Here is a 19,717-nt window from a genome sequence, read left to right on the forward strand (position 1 = left end):
TGCTTGCGTTCGCGCCGTTTCCTTTATTTTCAGGTCCCGAGCGGCGACTTTTATAAGATACCACATCCGGCGTTACGATTGCAAGTCTTTTTTTTGAAGACTCATTTACGCTGTCGTTTTTTACCGTTTTGTGCGGCGAAAATAACTATAACAAAATAGTACCGAAGATGCAAGCGCGATAACTGATGTTCTTGCATTCCCTCCAACTCATGCTCGTCATCTCCGAACTGTACCATCAGCAGGAGATCTACGGAAACAGTCCCATGCCGCAGAGGACTTAATGATCAGCCCGCTCTCTTAACCCGGATTTGCTTAGATCGATATTGTTCTGCAAACCCGTTTTAAAAAGCCACCGTACAAATTTTTCGCTTTTTGAATGCCGCGTCTTGCTTTTTGTACGATTTTTCGCACAACAGGCATGAATTGGAATCGCTTTGGAGACAACTTGTGTGAAAAACCGTACAACTCTCTTCATGCTTCTTAAGACGTTAGGGACGAAGAGGCTCTCTGGACCTTCACATCACGTCAAGCACTGATTTTGAGGCAGAGCCATTTAAATCAGAAAATATTTCAATGACAACAGAGTTAGTTCGAGTAACAATGTCCACAAAAGGGCGAACGCATTAGCTATAAGAAAAGCTACGGATCGAAGCCTTTTCGATGGCGCATCCGAGTTTTAGAGGTTGCTTTTCTTGGTACAGAAAGCCGCACTTCGCCTTACCGCTTTAGCGAAGTTAAGCTTTCTGTAACGTTAAAAAATTCCCCGGCAATCGCCATGCGATCGCCAGGGAATTCGGTTTAAACATAAAGGCGCTATTCTCCCCCGAGCAGGGCGTAACGCAGCACGATCAAGATGCTAATGATCCACAGCAGCCAATGGATCGGGGTTCTCTTCGCCGCAAACAGGTTGTTCAAGGCGGTCAGAATCGTATACGAAACGATACCGAACGAGATGCCGTTGGCGATGCTGTTCGTAAACGGCATGAACACGATCGTCAGAAACGCCGGAAACGCCTCAAGGAAATTGGTCCAGTCGATTTCCTTGATCTGCGCCATCATCAGCACGCCTACGATGATCAGAGCAGGCGCCGTAGCTGCGGAAGGAACGACGAGAGCGAGCGGAGCGATGAACAGCGCGAGCAGGAACAGTACGCCGGTCGTTACCGCCGTCAGACCGGTACGGCCGCCTTCGGCCACTCCGCTGGAGCTTTCGACGAAAGCGGTAATCGTGCTCGTACCGAGCAAAGCGCCTGTGCTGACGCCTGCGGCATCGACGAGCATAGCCTTGCCGATCGTTTTCTCGCCCTTCTTCTTGTCTTTCAGCAAGCCTGCGCGGCTGGCCGTCCCGACCAGCGTTCCGAACGTATCGAACAGCTCCACGAACGTGAAGATCAATATGATTTCAATAATCCCCACTCCGAAAGCACCGGCGATATCCAGCTTGCCAACAGCCAAATCGCTGAAGGAAGGCAGCCAGCTCGCTCCGGACAAACCGCTCACATTCGTCACGCCCATCGGAATGCCGATCAGGGTGGCGACGACGATGCCGATCAGCAGAGCGCCTTTAACGCGGAGAACCATCAGCACGGCAATGATAAGCAGGGTAATGAGCGCCAGCGCCGTATCCTTATGATGGATAAAGTTGCCCAGCACGATATTGAACTGGTTGGAGTTCAGCACCGGATTTTGGGCTACGTCCGTTCCCGGCGTCACGCTGACCATCATGATGTTGGACAGCTTCATGCCGATAATCGTCACGAACAGCCCGATCCCGACCGTAATCGCGACCTTCAGGTTGTCCGGAACGGCGGTCAGCAGCATTTGGCGGACCTTGGTCACGGTGAGAATAATGAAGATAATGCCCGACAGGAATACCGCGCCGAGCGCTATTTGCCAAGTAATCTGGCCGTTCGAGGTAAGCACGACCGTCATGAAGTAAGCGTTCAAGCCCATACCGGGAGCGAGCGCCACTGGAATATTCGCGAAAAAGCCCATCGCCAGCGTAACGAGTCCCGCACCGACCGCCGTAGCGAAAAAGACGCCATGATCGGGTATGCCCGCACCGGTTTTCCCCAAAAACAGCGTATTGACGAACAATATGTACGCCATGGTCATAAATGTGGTCAAACCGGCAATAATCTCGGTTCGTACCGTCGTACCGTTTTCTCTCAACCTGAACAGACGATCCATCTTTTTACTATTCCTCCTAAATAAATTTAATTGGAACAACAAAAAAACCGGCAGGAGCGGAAGCTTGCTTCCCCGCGATAAGCGCGGAAAAACAAAAAAACCTTAGATGATCGATCGGATCACATCAGGTTTCCACTCCCAGGGAAGGGCCCGCTTACCCCAGCGTGCGGAGCTGGGCGGCATACGGCCACATATCCCTTTTCGTAGACAGATCATTTACGGTGATCTCGTAGAGACTCTCAAGCCTATTCTTGAGATTATACGAAAACAGTATGTTATTCTCCCCTATTCTAAAATCTCCCCTAATCGGTGTCAATACAAAATCCGAACAATATGCTGCCATTTCAATCCTTTATTCGGAATTATCCGTTTTCATTGGCTTTCGCAACCTATTCAAGCTTGAAGCTGCTCCGACTTCGGTTGATTTTTCCGGCTGAAGAACAACTTCATCAACGGCGGGGTAACCAGCGTCGTCACCAGCACCACCACCACGAGCCCGGCAAACATATCCGCATCGATCAGACCGGCTTCCCTTCCCATGGAAGCAATAATTAACGCGACCTCTCCCCGCGAAACCATCGCCGCTCCGATGCCGAGCGAAGATCCCCAGCCGAAACCGGCCAGTTTTGCACCGAAGGAGGCACCGATTAGTTTGCTGGCGATTGCGACGACGCTCAGCGCGACAATCCAGCCGATATTATCCATGACGCCGGAAAATTCCGCCGAGATGCCTACCGAAACAAAGAAAACAGGCACAAACAGCGAATATCCGATCGTTTCCGTTTTCTCGACCACTTCGTGCTTATAGTCGGTTTGGCTGATTGCCAGTCCGGCGATGTAAGCGCCGATAATGGCAGCAACTCCCGTATATTCCGCGAAGCAAGCATACGCGAAGCAGAGAATAAGAGCAGCCGTCACGACCGGCTGGCTGATCTTGAGCCGGGCGAACGCCCGCATCATCCAAGGGACCCCCTTCCAGGCCACCCCGATCGCCACGATAAAAAAGACCAGCTTTTTCACGATGATCCAACCTAGATGAACGTCGCTCCCGGCCAGACTCATCACGAAGGCTAGAGCAACGATGACGAGGATGTCGTCGATCACGGCCGCTCCCAGTATGGTAGCCCCTTCCCGCGTCTGCAGCTTGCCCATTTCCTTGAGCGCCTGAACGGATATGCTAACGCTGGTCGCCGATAGAAGAAGACCCAGAAACACCGCCTGAAGCGACGGCATTCCCGTCAGCACCCCCGAGACATAGCCGAGCCCGAACGGCACCGCTATACCGGCAACGCCGACATAAGCGGACGCTTTGCCCGTTTTCTTGAATTGCTCCATATCGGTCTCCAACCCGGCCAAAAACATAAGCAGAATAACGCCAATCTGGCTGAGATGGTCGATCATGTCCGTTCGTTCAATCAAGCCGAGCAAGGACGGACCAAGCAATATGCCGACCAGCAGCTTTCCCAGCACGGAAGGCTGGCCCAGTCTTACACTGATATCTCCGGCAAGCTTAGTCGCCAACAAAATAACGGCAAGTTGAAAAATGAGTTCCACTCCGTATTCTCCACCCCTCATCATTAATATGCGGCAAGCCGCATGAAACCATGCGCACAATCATCCGCAAGAAAAAGAGCCTGCACGTGCGGAACCGCTAATAGACATAGCGATCCCGTGGTGACAGGCTCCTCCGGTAAAACAGGTATTCGATTGTTTGCCAAACCTTATACATCTATACGCAACAGATGCCCCGCGGTTTCAACCGGAGCGTCACGTTCAGCCTGGGATTACTCCCACTCGATAGTTGCCGGAGGCTTGGACGTGATGTCATATACGACGCGGTTGACGTTCTCCACTTCGTTGACGATCCGGTTGGAGATGCGCTCCAGCACGTCGAACGGAATGCGCGCCCAATCGGCGGTCATGCCGTCGATCGACGTTACGGCGCGGATGCCTACCGTATGCGAGTACGTCCGTCCGTCGCCCATGACGCCAACGCTCTTCATGTTCGGAAGCGCGGTGAAATATTGCCAGACCTCGCGCTTCAAGCCGGCTTTGGCGATCTCGTCATGTAGGATGGCGTCGGATTCGCGAACGATATGCAGCTTCTCCTCCGTCACCTCGCCCAATACGCGAATGGCCAGACCCGGTCCAGGGAACGGCTGACGCCAGACGATTTCCTCCGGCAAGCCGCATTCTTCCCCGACCTTCCGCACTTCGTCCTTGAACAGCGCCTTGAGCGGCTCGACCAGCTTGAACTTAATGTCTTCCGGTAGTCCGCCAACGTTATGGTGAGACTTAATCGTCTGCGCCGTAGCGGTTCCGCTCTCGACAATGTCCGTGTACAGCGTGCCTTGCGCCAAAAATTCGAAATCGTCAAATTTGGCCGATTCTTCCTGGAAGACGTAAATAAACTCGTTGCCGATAATTTTGCGCTTCTGCTCCGGGTCGTCGACGCCTTTCAGCTTGGACATGAACCGCTCGCGTGCGTCGATCTTGACGACCTTCATATCGAATTTGCCGACAAACGTCTCCATTACGTTGTCCGCTTCGCCTTTGCGCAGCAAATTATGATCGATAAACATGCACGTCAGCTGCGGTCCGATCGCCTTGTGGATCAGAATGGCCACAACGGACGAATCGACGCCTCCGCTGAGCGCGCACAACACCTTACGGTCGCCGACCTCGGCGCGAATCTCCCGGATCGTGTCCTCAATAAAGGTCCCCATGCTCCATTCCCCGGCACAGCCGCATACGTCGAACAGGAAGTTGCGGATCATTTCGTTCCCGTAGACGGAGTGGCGCACTTCCGGATGGAACTGGACGGCAAAAAACTTCTTGTCCGGGTTGCTCATCGCAGCCACCGGAGCGTGCTCGGTGCTGGCATCGACGACAAAGCCCGCCGGCAATTGCGACACATGGTCGCCGTGGCTCATCCATACGGTTTGTTTGCTTTCGAGGCCTTTCACGAGCAGACAGCCGTCATTGAATTCCACGTCGGCCTTGCCGTATTCCCGCTTGCTCGATTTGTCGACTTTGCCGTCCAACTGGTACGCCATCAGCTGCATGCCGTAGCAGATGCCCATAATCGGCAGGCCCAGCTCATAGATGCCGGGGTCTACCTTCGGCGAGTTGTCCTCGTACACGCTGGCCGGGCCGCCGGAGAATACGATTCCTTTCGGAGACAGCTCGCGAATTTTATCCACAGAGGTGTTGTAAGGAAGAAGTTCGCTGTACACGCCCAAATCGCGAATGCGGCGCGCAATCAATTGGTTGTATTGACCCCCGAAGTCCAATACGACGATCATTTCGTTCGGCTTGCTCATAAAAGCCTCCTTGAAGCGGATACCGCCTCTTTTTTCATTCATTTTCAATAGAGATTATTATATAAAAGGCAGGAAGACAAGGCAAGGAAAAAGGAACCGGCCCTTATTAAAGATCGTCCAAACGCGCTCCGGTGACGCCGTCGACGAACTTCTGACAGTCGAGCAAATGCAGAAGCCGATAACGGGTCTGACCGGGATCCCATACGAAATAAGGCATGGCCGTCACATGCTCGGCCAGCGTCGCCCAAGCCTCCTCGCTGCCGATCAGTCCTTCCGGAACGGCGGGAGCCGTCAGGGATGCCGCTTCCATTACGTCAATGATAGCATAGTCGAACGGCTCCAGCAGCACTTTGATTTTGCCGAACAACTCGGCGTACGCAGCATCGCTGCGGGAGACGATAACCGAGATCATGCCGTTCCAGCGCATCGCCCGGCGGATCTCCCATTGCCCGGACTCGTCCGGCTTGGCGGCTTTCGCCCAGCTTTGTACCGCCGTATAAATACGTTCCCGCTCCTCCTCCCGGATCGGTTCGGAGTCGGGGTGCTTCGCCCCTTCATCGATATAGGGTTCCCGAATTTCCCGTTCTGCCGCAAACTGACGCAACCGTTCGCCCATATGGCCGTTTCGGGGGCTGGCAAACGGCTTCGCTGCCTGCTTTTCCCCCTCGCCGGGCTCGCTCGTCCAAACGATCGGCATGTCCCACGGCTTCTCCAGCATGTATCTCACATTCAATTCGTATGGCACCGTCTCGCCGGTGCGAAAGTCGACGAACGTCTCTTCGAGTCCATATACCCATCGGGCTTCGCCCATGCTTTCCGGTACCCGGACCAGCTTGCAGCAGCCGCGCGCCGCTTCGGAGATCGCAGCCGCCTCCGGTTCGTGGCAATCGGAATCCGGGAAAAGGTCGTCCTCTCCCGCCCCGGCCCCGTAGGAATGAAAGGCGATCACCGCTCCGTCAATGTCCGTCTCGACGACAATGGCGTGGGAAGGATAAAGCGGAATTTGGCGAACGACGCCGCGAAACCGGTACGAGTATCCTCCGTCCTCGCGCTGTTGTTCCTTCATCAGCTGCAGCCGCTCGGCATGCCGGGCATAACCGGCATGAAGCGTTAGCCAGTCCAATACAAGACCCCGGCCTTCCTCGGCGGAGAGAGGAAAGTGCTGCACATCGCCAGACACCGTACTCTTTCCTTCCGTTGCATCCGCAGCTCCCGCTGGGTCTTCGTCTGAGCCTTTCCTTTGACCTCCCCGGACAATACGGTAGGAGCGAAGCCGTTCCGTTTCGGCATCGATACTGACGCACACCGTCCCCGGCTCTGCCAATCCGTCCGCATCTTCCTCCCCCTCGCCGTTCTTCCCGCTATACGGAGCCCACTCCAATTCAATGCTGTATTCCGTCGTACTGCGGTCCGACAGCTCCTGTCTTAGCAGCCAGCTTTTCCGCAGGATGGCGTTCAAGCCCAATGCATGCTCCCATTTCTCCCATATCGCATCGATCGCCAAAAGCTTTCTGTTCGTATGCATGAGTCCTCCTCGTCTGCTGCGCCGGCCAACTGTGTCGTGCTTTGGAAGTTGCTTTTCTTGGTACAGAATACCGCACCTCGCTTTATAGCTCTAGCGAAGTTAAACGTTCTGTATCAAGAACAAAAGTACCTCTGCTTTCAAGTATACCAGTTTTACACGAACGACCTCCAATCCGCGATTCGGCCGGGCAGCGCAGCGAACAGCCCGCCGCCTTGTTGGCAACGGGCTGATAGATCGTTCGGTTTAGTTCTTGGTCCGCTTCACCCGCTTCGGCAAGTGCCGGAGCGCGCGTTTGGCGGAGGAGGATAACGGGAGGCCTCCGTAGCGGACGGCCTCGTACTGCTTGACGAAGTCGATCAGCGCCTCGCGGCTGGAAAGGTCCGCCAGAGGCAGTCCCTCGACATATTCGCGCACGGTGAGCGAAGGCGCCTTCCGGCCGAGCCTGCGGAACAACGTCCGCCACAGCTTGTCGAACGCGCGATGCGAAGGCCGGCCCGGCTTGACGCCGTAATGGGCGGAGAAGGCGCCGCCGTTCCGATCGGGCGAGCGGCTCCCCCTTGCGAGGCGCGCTACCATCCATAGGGTAGGCACGATCAGCAACAGCAGACCGGCTGCCATCCATGGAACAAAGCCCTTGCCGTCACTCCCCGATAGACCGAACGACTCAAGCAAGCGGGCCCGTACGCCCCGCAGTCCTCCCACAAGCCGGTCCGTCCATGCCGTTCCCGAAGAAGGCTCTGTTCTCTCCAGCGAAGCGGCGGCAAAAACCGCTTGCGCCTCAGGATCCGTTCCAGCGGCGACAACTGCATTGCCCGGAGTCGGATCGAAGGTCGTCCACCCGCTGCCGGCTATATACGCTTCCACCCACGAATGCGCGTCGCGATTGCGCACGGTTACGTGCATCGGCCTGCCTTGCCCGCCCTCGTCGTCCACCTCGCCAGGGGCGAAGCCTTTGACCCAGCGGGCCGGAATTCCGACCGAACGCAGCATGACGACCATCGCTGTGGAAAAATAATCGCAATAGCCTTCCATTGTATCGAACAGAAACGTATCCGCGAAATCGTCCGCCGTCTTCGGCAGCTCCCGAGCGTCGAGCCGGTACGTATAATTGGTTTTCAGAAAAGCTTCGATCATCTTGGCCCGTTCTCCATCATCCCTGCCCTCGTAAGCAACGGCTTCGGCCAAATCTTTCACCCGGCCAGGCATGCCGGCCGGAAGCTGCAGCTCGGCGCGGAACCGGTCCCGTTCGACTCCCAGTCCGGCTATGCTCGTGCCGTCGCCTACGGCAGGGCGGCCTTCCGCCGCCACTCGTCCCGTTTCTTCGCCATTACCTGCTTCAGGCGGCCTCGTCGCAGCGTCCGTGTGCTCTGGGCCTTGCTGGCTGTCGTCACGAACCGTCCTGGCCTCCGGTGCGGAAGACTCGTCGCTTGCCCTCGCCCCTCCGCCCAGAGCGTCGTCCGCAGCATGAGTGTGCGCATCCCTCCCGGCGGCAAAATCGGGCTGAAGCGGCGCCGCCGGTACGCGAACCGTCAGCCTGTACGAACGAAGCGGATCCCGATTGTCGGGATCGTTCAGCAAGTAGACCTCATGCACGCGGAGCAAATCGTCCTCGACGGAAAGCTTCCGCCCGCTGCGCAGCACGAGTTCATCGATCCGTTCCACCGGCCCGCCCGCGAATATTCGTCCGGCCAAGGAGCTGTCGACAATCGTCACTTGCTGCTCCATGGAGCGCTGCGGCAACGGATTCGCCCCCTCGTCGACACTCCCCCCGCTCTCCCAGCCTCTGCCGGTGTAGAACGTTTTCGTTTCCCCCCGCCAATAGGTGAGCCGTTCCGTCGTTGCGGTAAAAGCGACAGAGTCGTCGGGCACGACCGGCCCGCCCAGCAGCGCATCGTCTCCGCCGTAGCCGGTTCGCGCCGCGCCGCGGGATGCCGCAGATTCTCCCAGCGACGGGTACGTCCTTGCGCCGCCGGCGCTCCAGGAGGCAAACGTATCGGCCAAATTCCCGGTGTCGAGCGGCCGCATAACGCCGCTGCGCATTTCTGACGGAAGCCATAGACCGGCCGCGACGGCTGCCGAAAGCAGCAGCGGGACGGCCATAAGCCAGCCAAGCGGCCAGCCCGCGGTCCTCCTTCGCAGCGAGAAGCGGCTTTCCAACCGGGAAAACTGCTGTAACCCCATCAGCAAAAAGCCAAGCCATACCGTGCGGATAATCGCATTCGCCGTATTGACCCCCGGCCACAGCTGCAGCCCCAGCAAATACAACAGGGTGGCGGCTACGAACCAAAGCGCCTGCTTGCGCTCCACGACAGAGGAGTAAATGACCGTAATCATCATCGACCAGCCGAGCACGAACAGCATGGTCCGGTTGTCCGGACTAATCGCCGTCCAGTCCCCGTCCGCCGCCGCGACGAAGTCTTTCATCGTCAGTCCGGCGTAACGAAGCAGCCACGACGGATGGGGGAACGTCCCGGGGTCAAACAAATAGCCGACGATTCCCGAGCAGACGAGCAGCTTGGCCGGCCAGGCGATCCATGGGGACATTCTCAGCCAATCCGTACATACGAACAGGGCGAACGCCACGACAAACGGACTGATCCGGTAAACGCCGCTCCATTCCGATATGTCAAGCAGCGGACGGAGCCATTCCAGCAGCAAAGCGAACAGCAGGACTGCGGCCACGCCATCGCGCAAGAGAGACCGTTCAGGCAATGACATCGTCCGCACCTCCCGTCTCGAAGGCATGCGAGCGCGTCGATCTGATGATGGACGTACGGCAGCCGGCCGTTTCCAGCTCCTGCAGGAACCGGCTTTGCATGCCGTCTTGCGGCATATCTGGACGGACCAACCACACCGCAAGCCCGCGACGGCCGGAGCGCATCATACGGGCAGCACGTACGAGCGGCTCGTCCAATGCGGCGGTGATATATACGACGGAGCAATCGTGAGGCCAGCCGGCCGACTCGCGCAGCAGCAGCTCCGCCCCCGCCACGACGCCGTCGGAGCGCGCCCGGCTCAGCAGCTCGTAGGCCGAAACCGGATCGCTGCGCCGTTCGAACGGCTCCCTGAGCGGTACGGCGCTGCCGATCAGCAGTCCGGCCGTCGAGCCTTGCCGGACCGCCCATTCGATTAACCCAGCTGCGGCGCGGACGCAGGTTTCGAACAGCTCTCCGTCCGTCTGGCCCGCGCTAGTCCCGTTCAGCACGATTGCAAGCTTCCGGGACTCGAACGGATCGGACACTTTTGTTTGCAGCGTGCCGGTTCTGGCGCTGGCTTTCCAATGAATGCGCTGCATCGGATCGCCAGCCGCATAAGCGCGAATCGAAGCGACGATAGGGGTCGAGCGGTTTTCCGGCCTATTGGGGGCAGCCGTCCGCTCCGAGTCGTCGGCCGTTCCATGCGCATATAGCTGAAGCGGGAGCGGTCTCGGATACACCGTAAAAACCGACTCCACAGGAAACACCCGTTTTTGCCGCAGCAGACCGATCCAGTCTCCCGCGTCCACCTCCATACGCAAAAAACGGTATTGCCCCCGGGCAAGCCTGTTCAATTTGTAACGAAACCGCATCGTCGAGCGGAAGCCCGGAAACAGCAGGCGGCTGTAACGGCGCTCTGCCAAGCCGTCCGTCCACACGTCGGACACGATCAGCCAGCCCGCCGGAATCGTGCTCCCGCGTTGCAGCGTGACGAGCACGTGGGCGTCCTCTCCGGCAAAAAAACGGCTATTCGGCAGCTGACGCCGAACGTCTACGCGCCCCAATCCGAGCGCAAGCGACACGAACGACAGCACCAGAAGGGCTGCTGTACCGTGGAATAAAAAGGCGGACGAGTAGCCGCCGCGCCATTCGTACAAGTAATAGGAAGCGGCGCATAAAGCGGCTACGGCGGCAAAATTGCCCCAGCTCCAACGCCCACTCATCGCGATCCTCCGGAAGCGGCCTGGGTCGCCGGTACGGGAACGGCCGCTAGCAGCTGGCGGACGACCGATTCGGCCGATTTGCCCGTGTAGCGCGCTTCCGGCTGCAGCACAAGACGATGCGCCATCGTCGCGACAGCCATTTGCTTGATGTCGTCGGGGACGACGTACGTGCGGCCGCTGCACAATGCTCTCGCTTGGGCGGTGCGCATGAGCGAAAGCGACGCCCGCGGGCTCGCTCCCAATGCCACGTCCGGGTGAGTGCGGGTAGCCGAGGTGAGTCGGACGATATAATGACGCAGCGTGTCGTCCATATGGACGGCCCGAACCTCGCGCTGCAGCTGCAGCCATTCCTCGCGCAGCACGACCGTCTTCACTTCGTCGAGCGGATTGCGCTCCTGCGAACGCTCCAGCATCTCTACCTCGTGCTTCTCCTCTGGATAGCCGAGCCGGATTCGGAGCAGAAACCGGTCGAGTTGGGCTTCCGGCAGCGGATACGTGCCTTCGTGCTCGAACGGATTTTGCGTCGCGAGCAGCAGGAACGGCTCCGGCAGCCGGTACGTTTCCCCGTCCACCGTCACCTGCCTCTCTTCCATCGCTTCAAGCAGCGCCGATTGCGTCTTCGGCGAAGCCCGGTTCATTTCGTCGGCCAGCAAAATATTCGTCATCACCGGTCCGGGCCGAAATTCGAACTGCCCGCTCTGCCGGTTGTAGACGGACACGCCGGTCACGTCCGACGGAAGCAGGTCCGGCGTACACTGGATGCGTTTGAAGGCGGCATCCGCCGTCTTGGCCAAAGCCCGCACGAGCACCGTTTTGCCGACGCCCGGCACATCCTCCAACAGAACGTGACCGCCGCATAAAAACGCGATAACGGCCATCTCGATGCTTTCTCTCTTGCCGATAATCGCCTTCTCCACATGATGCACGATCCGGTCCACGAATTGTCGTCTGAAATCGAACGGCAACGGCGCGCTGCGTCCTTGAGCCATAAGGAAAACCTCCCGATGAAGCTTGATAGCTTTCAGTTTTCCCCTGATTCTAGCGATTTAGACGCCGATTCTATTATTTTTTCGGAGAATGGGGCCTGCCGCTCTATGCACCTCGCTCTGCTGCTCTCCCAGCTTGTATTCCTCGATCCGCCCGCCCAGCAGCTCGACGGCCAGATGCGGAGACACGTAGAGCTTGCCTTCGCTCAGACTCATCTCCGCCAGCACGAGCCTCTTCTCCGGCTTGCCGGGGGCGCTGACCGTAACCGTCCGGTGGGGAATGTCGTAGACGGCTTGAACGAGCCCATAGCGAATAACCGCCTCCCTGCTGCCTTCTCGCCATTCGACTGTCGCTCCCATCGCCTGGGCCAATCCGCGCAGCGGTACGTAAAGGCGGTCGTCCGCGAACCGGTAATCCGCGCTATCGAGCGTCAACGTTCCGGCCGCCAGCCGCAGCGTAAACGGAGGAAGGGGAGGCGGGACCGGGATCGGCGAGGAGGACGCGACCCAATTCGGGTCGATCTCCGGATGCTGCTCCGCGGTGATCTCCGTAACCGGCCGCTCCGTTTCTGCGACTACATGGGCTTCCGCCCCTCCCCATCCTGCAGCGTGCTCGCGGGACGTCGCCAGCCTGGCCGCGTAGTCGGCGTAGTTCTCGCTCCGCTGCCATTTCAGTTTGCCGAGCGAAGACTGTACCGGCTTGACGTCGGGGGAAAGCGACGCGAACGCGTATCCGTTGTCTTTATAGAACCGGATAATTTCGGGAAGTGCCTTTACCGTCTCGCCATGACCGGCTCCGTCATGCATCAGCACGACGATCTGGTTGGGGGTTTTGTGCGTGTTCGAGAGATCGGTGGCGCCCTTGACGATCTCCTTGGCCGGCACGCCGCGGCGTTTGGAATCCCCGCTGTCGACGTTCCAGTCGAATATGGCGTAGCCCGCTTGTTCCAAATAGTAGAAGTAGGAAGCGTCAAAATTCGTATAAGTCCCTCCGGGTGCTCTCAGCAAACGGGTGCTCGCATCGGCCTTCGTTTCCAAAGCCCGCTCCGTCCGCTGCACCTGCTGCCAGAACGAACCGAAGCTGCCGTACAAGTTGTCGTATACATGGTCGTAGGAATGATTGCCTAACGCATGGCCTTCGCGCACAATGCGCCGAACCAGCTCAGGGCGGGCGTCGACCCCTTGCCCCAACACGAAAAACGTCGCTGGCACTTGTTCCTGCTGCAGAATATCAAGCACCGCGCCGGTATGTTCGCTCGGGCCGTCGTCGAACGTCAAATAGACAGTCGGGCTTTCCGGCGCTGCGTAGGCTCGCGTATCCGGCAGCCGGTGATTCGCCTGCAATTCGGCGAACGCGGCCGAATCGGCTATAGGCGGAGAACCGCCGTCCGCCCATGTCCGGACCCCGGGCCATAAACTGAAGAACAGGATGGTAAACAGTATCCATCTGCATGCAAATCCGGCTTTGCCGACTGCTGCGAACGCCCTCTCCGGCCGCAACTTCATATAAGTTCCCTCCGAACCTGTCTATCGACTAAGTAGTGGCAATGATAGAGTATGTATATGGTAGAGGAACGCGGAGTATGCCGGTATTGTGGATCTCTTGGGTGCGGCGCATCGTTCAAGGATAAGCGGCAACCCGTCCTCATTCCTTCACGAAGTTAACCTTTAGGCACGTAAAAAAAAAACCACAAGGCGGCATTCCGCATTGTGGTTCCCTGATCCCTGCATGAGTTCGTCCTTGCCCCCATGCACATTATTGCAGTTCTTTGACGGCCGCTAACACTGCGTCCACATGTCCCTTGATCCTCACGTTCCGCCATTCCCGGACGAGCACGCCGGACCGGTCGATCAGAAAGGTTGACCGCTGTACCCCCATATATTCTCTTCCGTACAGCTTTTTCAGCTGCCATACGTCATACAGCTTGCACACCTGTAGCTCCTCGTCCGCAAGCAGCGGATAGTCCAAGTCGTACTTCTCGGCGAATTTGACGTGGCGCTGTACCGGATCGGGGCTGATCCCCAGCACGACGGCGCCGCTGCGTCGAAACCGCGCCAGACTGTCGCGAAAATCGCAAGCTTCCGTCGTACAGGTCGGCGTCATGTCCTGCGGATAAAAAAACAGGACGACTTTTTTGCCTATGTATTGCCCCAGTCTTACATTTTTTCCGTTCCCGGCCGGAAGCGTAAAGTCCGGCGCGGGCTGCCCGATTTGCAGCTCTTGCATACAGGGCCTCCCCCCATTTTTACATTGATTGAACTTTTCCGGCGGTTGGCGCGTCAGAAAGAAGTGGTCTTTCCCGAAAAAAACCAAAAGATCGACACCCTACACCATAATAGGCACGGGTCGCTGCGAAACGTTTAACATAGCGGATTTTCCCAGCGTCGGCGTCTATTCGCATCGGCCAATCTGCGGCCGCACAAGGGTTCGGACTTGCAGCGCGCTTTCCCGTGCACTTATAATTGAATTGATAACGCGGCACATTTTGGACACATTAACTTTGTTGAATGTTGCCGAATTTCCGACAGGACCGACATTTTTCTTAACTATACACGATATGGCGATGGATGAAAAATCCAACGGGACTTGAGAAGGAGTGGAAGCACATGTGGCGGAAAGTGAAGTGGATCGCTTTGTCCTGCACAGCGGTCATCCTCTGCGTCATCGGCTATTATGGATACTCGTTGTACCAATTCGGCACCCATATTCAAGAGAAAAAAGAAGAACCTTTCTTCACCCAATTCAAAGCCCAAAATATGAGTCAACAGGAGGAAGCCCCTCCCAAGTGGGAAGGCAAGGAACGGGTCAACATCCTGCTGCTTGGTGCCGACGCACGCGGCACGTCCAAGAACGAGGCACCGCGCTCCGATACGATTATGATCGCATCGGTCGATCCGGTCACGAAGAAGGCGTCCCTCTTTTCGATATTGCGCGATACGTACGTGAAAATTCCCGGCTATGGACAGGACCGGATCAATACCGCTTTTGCCGTCGGCGGACCGAATCTGGCCATGAAAACGGTCGGCGAACTGCTCGGCCTGCCGATCCAATACTATGTGTACACCGACTTTCAAGGCTTTATGGCGCTGGTCGACGCGATCGGCGGCATCGAGATCGATGTCGAGAAGGACATGAAGTACCGCGACTCGGAGGAGCCTGAATTCGATATTAACTTGAAAAAGGGATTGCAGCACATGGACGGCAAAACGGCGCTGCAGTACGTTCGCTTTCGTCACGACGCGCTCTCGGACTACTCGCGTACCGAGCGCCAGCGCAAATTTCTGACGGCCGTTGCGGAAGAAATGCAGTCGACCTTGTCGATTATCCGCCTGCCGAGCATCCTGAACAAAATCGATCCTTACATTACAACGAACTTGTCGATTACCGATATGATCAAACTCGGTTCGCTCGGCTTCGAGGTGAAGGCGCAGGGAGTCAACGGCGTGCAGATCCCGCCTTCCAACCTGTTGGAGGAAGACAATATCGGCGGCGCTTCGGTGCTGACCGTAAATCCGTCCAAACTGCAGAAATATGTAAAGGAGCAATTGGAGAACCAGCCCGGTTCGACCGAGACCACGGAACAACGGGGAGACGGCGGCTCGACAACCGTTCAGGCGCCCGAGACCGGCTCGGGCACCGGTGCTGTACGGAATTCGAGCGGCGCCGGCCAACCGGAGCCGGTGACGAACGGCAACAAAACGGGCGGGACTTCCGTTCCTCCCAAGTCGAACGAAACGACCGTCAAAACAACGCCTCCCAAGAGCACGACAAGCGGAGCCTCGACGGGCTCCAAGACGAACACCAGCAATTCCGGAACGTCCGGGAGCTCGAACGGAACGGTAAAACCGGGTTCCCCGGTTTCCTCCGGTCCTTCCGGCGGCAGTAATGGAACCGATTCCAAACCGAACGACAAAGCGGACAGCGCTGGGCAGGAAGCTAACGGTAAAAGCTCCGGCGGGAATGGGACCGGGAGTGCGACAGGCTCCACTAACGGCGGGAATGGAGCTGGTGGCTCCTCGAATCCCGCAAATGGCGGGAACGGGACTAGCGGCCCTACGGGTTCCGCTAATGGTGGGAACGCAGCTGGCAGTTCCTCGGGTTCCGCTAACGGCGGGAACGGGGTTAGTGGCTCCTCGGGTTCCACTAACGGCGGGAACGGGACTAGCGGCTCTACGGGTTCCGCTAACGGCGGGAACGCAGCTGGCAGTTCCTCGGGTTCCGCTAACGGCGGGAACGGAGCTAGCGGCTCCTCGGGTTCCGCTAACGGCGGGAACGGGGCTGGCGGCTCCTCAGGTTCCGCTAACGGCGGGAACGGAGCTAGCGGCTCCTCGGGTTCCGCTAACGGCGGGAACGGGGCTGGCGGCTCCTCAGGTTCCGCTAACGGCGGGAACGGGGCTGGCGGCTCCTCGGGTTCCTCTAACGGCGGCTCCGGCAGTTCGATCAAAACGGACAAACTTCCGACTTCGCTATAGCCGAAGCCGGGAGTTTTTTTAAAACAAATAATTGAGTCCCCACCCCCGCCCTCCCTTGGCCGGGGGTGAAATTTTGCCACGCGGCGTGTACAATGAAAAAGTTACGTGTGCCACTGTACACATTCCGGACTTGCAAAAGAAACGATCCGCAACCCGGCGTCGACCGGAATGCGTCCAATACTTGCCAAGCCTTATTTTACCCGGTTAAACAATTAAGGAAACAATGCGGAACGAAACGAACTACGGAATAAACAGCTTGGGGCGGCACCCGCAAATGCGTGATGGTATCGTGCCCATATGGGAGAGGATTCTAAACATGAATAGCTACTCAAACGGCAATCGCGAGCGGTCCGCTCAACTTTACGAAGAAGCGCTTCAGCATATTGTCGGCGGGGTCAACAGTCCTTCACGTTCGTTCAAGGCGGTCGGCGGCGGAGCACCCGTTTTCATGAAACGCGGACAAGGCGCCTACTTCTGGGACGTGGACGACAACCGGTACATCGACTATTTGGCCGCCTACGGCCCCATTATCGTCGGACATGCCCATCCTCACGTAACGGAAGCGATATGCCGGGCAGCTGCTGACGGCACACTGTACGGGACGCCAACCGAGCATGAGAATACGTTTGCGAAAATGCTGAAAGAAGCGATCCCTTCCCTCGATAAAGTCCGGTTCGTCAATTCGGGAACGGAAGCGGTCATGTCTACGATTCGCGTAGCCCGAGCTTATACGGGACGGAATAAAATCATTAAATTCGCCGGCTGCTACCACGGTCATTCCGATCTGGTGCTCGTCGCCGCCGGCTCCGGGCCTTCCACGCTCGGCATCCCGGACAGCGCAGGCATTCCGGTGGGCATAGCCCAGGAAGTCATCACTGTCCCTTACAACGACTTGGCAGCATTGGAAGCCGCTTTGCAGCGTTGGGGCAGCGAAACGGCGGCCGTAATGGTGGAGCCGATCGTCGGCAATTTCGGCATGGTTATGCCGGAGCCCGGTTTTCTGGAGGGATTGTGCCGACTGACTCGTTCTCACGGCGCCCTTGTCATCTATGATGAAGTCATTAGCGCATTCCGTTTCCATTACGGAACGGTCCAGACCTACGCCTGTGGAGCGTTTCCGGACTTTGCAGCCATCGAGCCGGACCTGACTGCGCTCGGCAAAATTATCGGCGGCGGTCTGCCGATTGGGGCCTATGGAGGCAAACGCGACATTATGGAACGGGTCGCCCCGCTTGGACCGGCGTATCAAGCTGGAACGATGGCCGGCAACCCCGCTTCCATCCAAGCCGGTATCGCTTGTCTGGAAACGCTGCGTCAGCCTGGCGTTTATGAGCGGTTGGAGGCTCTGGCCACCCGGCTCGCCGACGGCCTTGCCGAACGAGCTCGCCGCCATGGGGTGCCGCTAACGATCAATCGGATTGGCGGGGCATTTTCTACTCACTTTTGCAACCACCCGATCCGCAACTACGACGACGCGCAAAAGGCGGATGGCGAACAATTTGCCCGCTTTTTCCGGCTTATGCTCGATCAAGGCATTTGTCTGGCCCCCTCCAAGTATGAGGCATGGTTTCTGACGATTGCGCATACGGAAGCGGATATCGAGGAAACGTTGCTGGCGGCTGACCGTGCTTTCGACTCGATGGGAGCCGAGGGGACGCGCTGAGCGGCCGAATAGGCTAGCGGCCCCCGCCTCATTCTTGCGCTTAATGCTCGAAAGAGCACTATTCCCGCGGCTGGGGCCACTTTGGGGAGATCTAATGCTCCAAAGAGCACTATATTCGAGCACAGGACAGCCAAATCGATTATTTCCCGACCCGATGGCCGCGCTAATGCTCGAAAGAGCATTATTCCCGCGGCTGGGGCCACGTTGGGGAGATTTTATGCTCGAAAGAGCACTATATTCGAGCATAGGGCAGCCAAATCGATTATTTCCCGACCCGATGGCCTCCCTTGTGCTCGAAAGAGCACTATTCCCGCGACTGGGGCCACTTTAGGGAGATTTAATGTTCGAAGGAGCATAATCTTTGAGCACAGGACAGCCAAATCGATTATTTCGCGACCTGATGGCCGCGCTTATGCTCGAAAGAACATTATTCCCGCGGCTGGGGCCATTTTGGCGAGGTTTAATGTCCAAAAGTATTACTACTCAGGCCCCCTTTTCAAATTCGAAAAACTTGGTTAATAGTGAACAACTGAGTTTGAAGGTAAAAGGGGATCGACTATCCATGAAAATGAGTCCGGAAGAGATTGAACGAATCAGCCACAGTACACCAAGCGTAGTCGCTGCGGTCATTACCCGGCTGCTGGAAATCATCGATCTGCAGTCTGCCCAGATTGTCTTACTCGAAAATCGAGTGACCGAATTGGAGCGGCAGTTGGGCCGAGACAGTAAGAATAGAGCGTAATTCTGTCAACTCGGCTATTCTCCTTCCTAATGGCCACCCATATGTGAAGGCTTTGCCTCACCGAAGACATTGACCGGCAATCAGTCACACATATGCTTTGCCGCGATAAGGCGTTACCTAATACACGAACATTATGCATCTATTCCACATTATTGTTCGTGTATTATTTTCCTAGTCAAGTCCTGGAAACGATAAAAATCCCTTATTGCTACAACAATATATACTTTTCAGAAAAAAGAGAGCTTTTTGTTGAATGATCGTAAATTCCGTGTTATCATGATAACTATACTTCCGATTGAGCGTTACCTCATTTGGACTCTCACTCGGTACATTCATTCGAATTTTTAACAACACGAATTATGAACTGCCTTAAACTTAAACACCAAAACCTAACCCAAACCCTTAACCTAATTAAAAAAACCTTAAACCCATAACCCTAAAACCAAAACCTATAACCCAAAAACCTAAAACCCAAAAACCCAAAAACCCAAAAACCCAAAAACCCAAAACCCTAAAACCCTAAAACCCTAAAACCCTAAAACCCTAAAACCCTAAAACCCTAAAACCCTAAAACCCTAAAACCCTAAAACCCTAAAACCCTAAAACCCTAAAACCCTAAAACCCAAAAACCCAAAAACCCAAAACCCTAAACCCTAAACCCTAAACCCTAACCCAAAAAACCTAAAAACCCTAACCCAAAAAACCACCCATCCCAAAACCTACCTTTTCCTTTCCTTGCCGTTGGCATTTTTAAACCAATGCCTATTTACGCCGAAACATGCCCTGAGAACGATATATATTGGACCTGATGTGCAGCAAAACCACTGCTTTATTTCGTCGTCTGCGGCGAGCGTTACTCATTCCCGACAAGGAGGTCAGTAGGCCGGGAGCAGGAA

The 19,717-nt window shown here is 56.6% G+C and carries 11 protein-coding genes, 1 pseudogene and 1 riboswitch; of the genes and pseudogenes, 3 read left to right on the forward strand and 9 right to left on the reverse strand.

Annotated features, from left to right (window positions below):
• Positions 1-813: 813 nt before the first annotated feature.
• The 9 genes from ABD796_RS25205 to bcp all read right to left on the reverse strand — a co-directional run bounded on the left by ABD796_RS25205 (position 814) and on the right by bcp (position 14,170).
• On the reverse strand, positions 814-2,190 hold the full coding sequence (locus ABD796_RS25205) for an NCS2 family permease (protein WP_344913189.1): 1,377 nt from the start codon (positions 2,188-2,190) through the stop codon (positions 814-816).
• A 184-nt stretch (positions 2,191-2,374) separates the two neighbouring features.
• Positions 2,375-2,475, reverse strand: a riboswitch (purine riboswitch).
• A 108-nt stretch (positions 2,476-2,583) separates the two neighbouring features.
• Positions 2,584-3,765, reverse strand: a complete 1,182-nt coding sequence (locus ABD796_RS25210) for a cation:proton antiporter (RefSeq protein WP_379120644.1) — start codon at positions 3,763-3,765, stop codon at positions 2,584-2,586.
• A 209-nt stretch (positions 3,766-3,974) separates the two neighbouring features.
• Positions 3,975-5,513, reverse strand: coding sequence for a glutamine-hydrolyzing GMP synthase (gene guaA / locus ABD796_RS25215; RefSeq protein WP_344913193.1), 1,539 nt, complete (start codon positions 5,511-5,513; stop codon positions 3,975-3,977).
• 106 nt (positions 5,514-5,619) lie between these two features.
• Positions 5,620-7,038 carry a hypothetical protein gene (locus ABD796_RS25220; RefSeq protein WP_344913195.1) on the reverse strand — a complete coding sequence of 473 codons (1,419 nt, stop codon included), beginning with the start codon at positions 7,036-7,038 and terminating at the stop codon, positions 5,620-5,622.
• Between the two features lie 243 nt (positions 7,039-7,281).
• Positions 7,282-9,756, reverse strand: a complete 2,475-nt coding sequence (locus ABD796_RS25225; protein ID WP_344913197.1) for a DUF4129 domain-containing transglutaminase family protein — start codon at positions 9,754-9,756, stop codon at positions 7,282-7,284.
• Positions 9,743-10,957 (reverse strand): DUF58 domain-containing protein, encoded by a 1,215-nt coding sequence (locus ABD796_RS25230; RefSeq protein ID WP_344913199.1) that lies wholly within the window; start codon positions 10,955-10,957, stop codon positions 9,743-9,745. The genes ABD796_RS25225 and ABD796_RS25230 overlap by 14 nt, the downstream gene beginning before the upstream one ends.
• Positions 10,954-11,946: an AAA family ATPase gene (locus tag ABD796_RS25235; RefSeq protein WP_344913201.1), complete on the reverse strand. Its 993-nt coding sequence runs from the start codon at positions 11,944-11,946 to the stop codon at positions 10,954-10,956. Before ABD796_RS25235 ends, ABD796_RS25230 begins: the two co-directional genes overlap by 4 nt.
• 57 nt (positions 11,947-12,003) lie before the next feature.
• On the reverse strand, positions 12,004-13,449 hold the full coding sequence (locus ABD796_RS25240; protein WP_344913204.1) for a polysaccharide deacetylase family protein: 1,446 nt from the start codon (positions 13,447-13,449) through the stop codon (positions 12,004-12,006).
• Between the two features lie 250 nt (positions 13,450-13,699).
• Entirely contained in the window at positions 13,700-14,170 is a 471-nt protein-coding gene (bcp, locus tag ABD796_RS25245) for a thioredoxin-dependent thiol peroxidase (protein ID WP_344913206.1), read from the reverse strand.
• Between the two features lie 380 nt (positions 14,171-14,550).
• Here bcp and ABD796_RS25250 point away from each other — a divergent pair.
• The 3 genes and pseudogenes from ABD796_RS25250 to ABD796_RS25260 all read left to right on the forward strand — a co-directional run.
• Positions 14,551-15,513, forward strand: a pseudogene (locus ABD796_RS25250) (LCP family protein); the annotation flags it as partial.
• Positions 15,514-16,732: 1,219 nt separating this feature from the next.
• Positions 16,733-18,079, forward strand: a complete 1,347-nt coding sequence (locus tag ABD796_RS25255; protein WP_344913208.1) for a glutamate-1-semialdehyde 2,1-aminomutase — start codon at positions 16,733-16,735, stop codon at positions 18,077-18,079.
• Positions 18,080-18,440: 361 nt separating this feature from the next.
• Complete coding sequence (locus ABD796_RS25260) at positions 18,441-18,821, forward strand: hypothetical protein (RefSeq protein ID WP_344913210.1); 381 nt, start codon at positions 18,441-18,443, stop codon at positions 18,819-18,821.
• The last annotated feature ends 896 nt before the right edge of the window (positions 18,822-19,717 follow it).

Source organism: Paenibacillus hodogayensis (assembly GCF_039536325.1).
Taxonomy (GTDB): Bacteria; Bacillota; Bacilli; order Paenibacillales; family NBRC-103111; genus Paenibacillus_AB; species Paenibacillus_AB hodogayensis.

Bases quoted from the DNA above. Each gene is read 5' to 3' on its own strand.
- ABD796_RS25230 (WP_344913199.1), bottom strand. From the start codon at position 10,957: ATGAGTGGGCGTTGGAGCTGGGGCAATTTTGCCGCCGTAGCCGCTTTA.
- ABD796_RS25220 (WP_344913195.1), bottom strand. From the start codon at position 7,038: ATGCATACGAACAGAAAGCTTTTGGCGATCGATGCGATATGGGAGAAA.
- ABD796_RS25210 (WP_379120644.1), bottom strand. From the start codon at position 3,765: ATGAGGGGTGGAGAATACGGAGTGGAACTCATTTTTCAACTTGCCGTT.
- guaA (WP_344913193.1), bottom strand. From the start codon at position 5,513: ATGAGCAAGCCGAACGAAATGATCGTCGTATTGGACTTCGGGGGTCAA.
- bcp (WP_344913206.1), bottom strand. From the start codon at position 14,170: ATGCAAGAGCTGCAAATCGGGCAGCCCGCGCCGGACTTTACGCTTCCG.
- ABD796_RS25255 (WP_344913208.1), top strand. From the start codon at position 16,733: ATGAATAGCTACTCAAACGGCAATCGCGAGCGGTCCGCTCAACTTTAC.
- ABD796_RS25240 (WP_344913204.1), bottom strand. From the start codon at position 13,449: ATGAAGTTGCGGCCGGAGAGGGCGTTCGCAGCAGTCGGCAAAGCCGGA.
- ABD796_RS25225 (WP_344913197.1), bottom strand. From the start codon at position 9,756: ATGTCATTGCCTGAACGGTCTCTCTTGCGCGATGGCGTGGCCGCAGTC.
- ABD796_RS25205 (WP_344913189.1), bottom strand. From the start codon at position 2,190: ATGGATCGTCTGTTCAGGTTGAGAGAAAACGGTACGACGGTACGAACC.
- ABD796_RS25235 (WP_344913201.1), bottom strand. From the start codon at position 11,946: ATGGCTCAAGGACGCAGCGCGCCGTTGCCGTTCGATTTCAGACGACAA.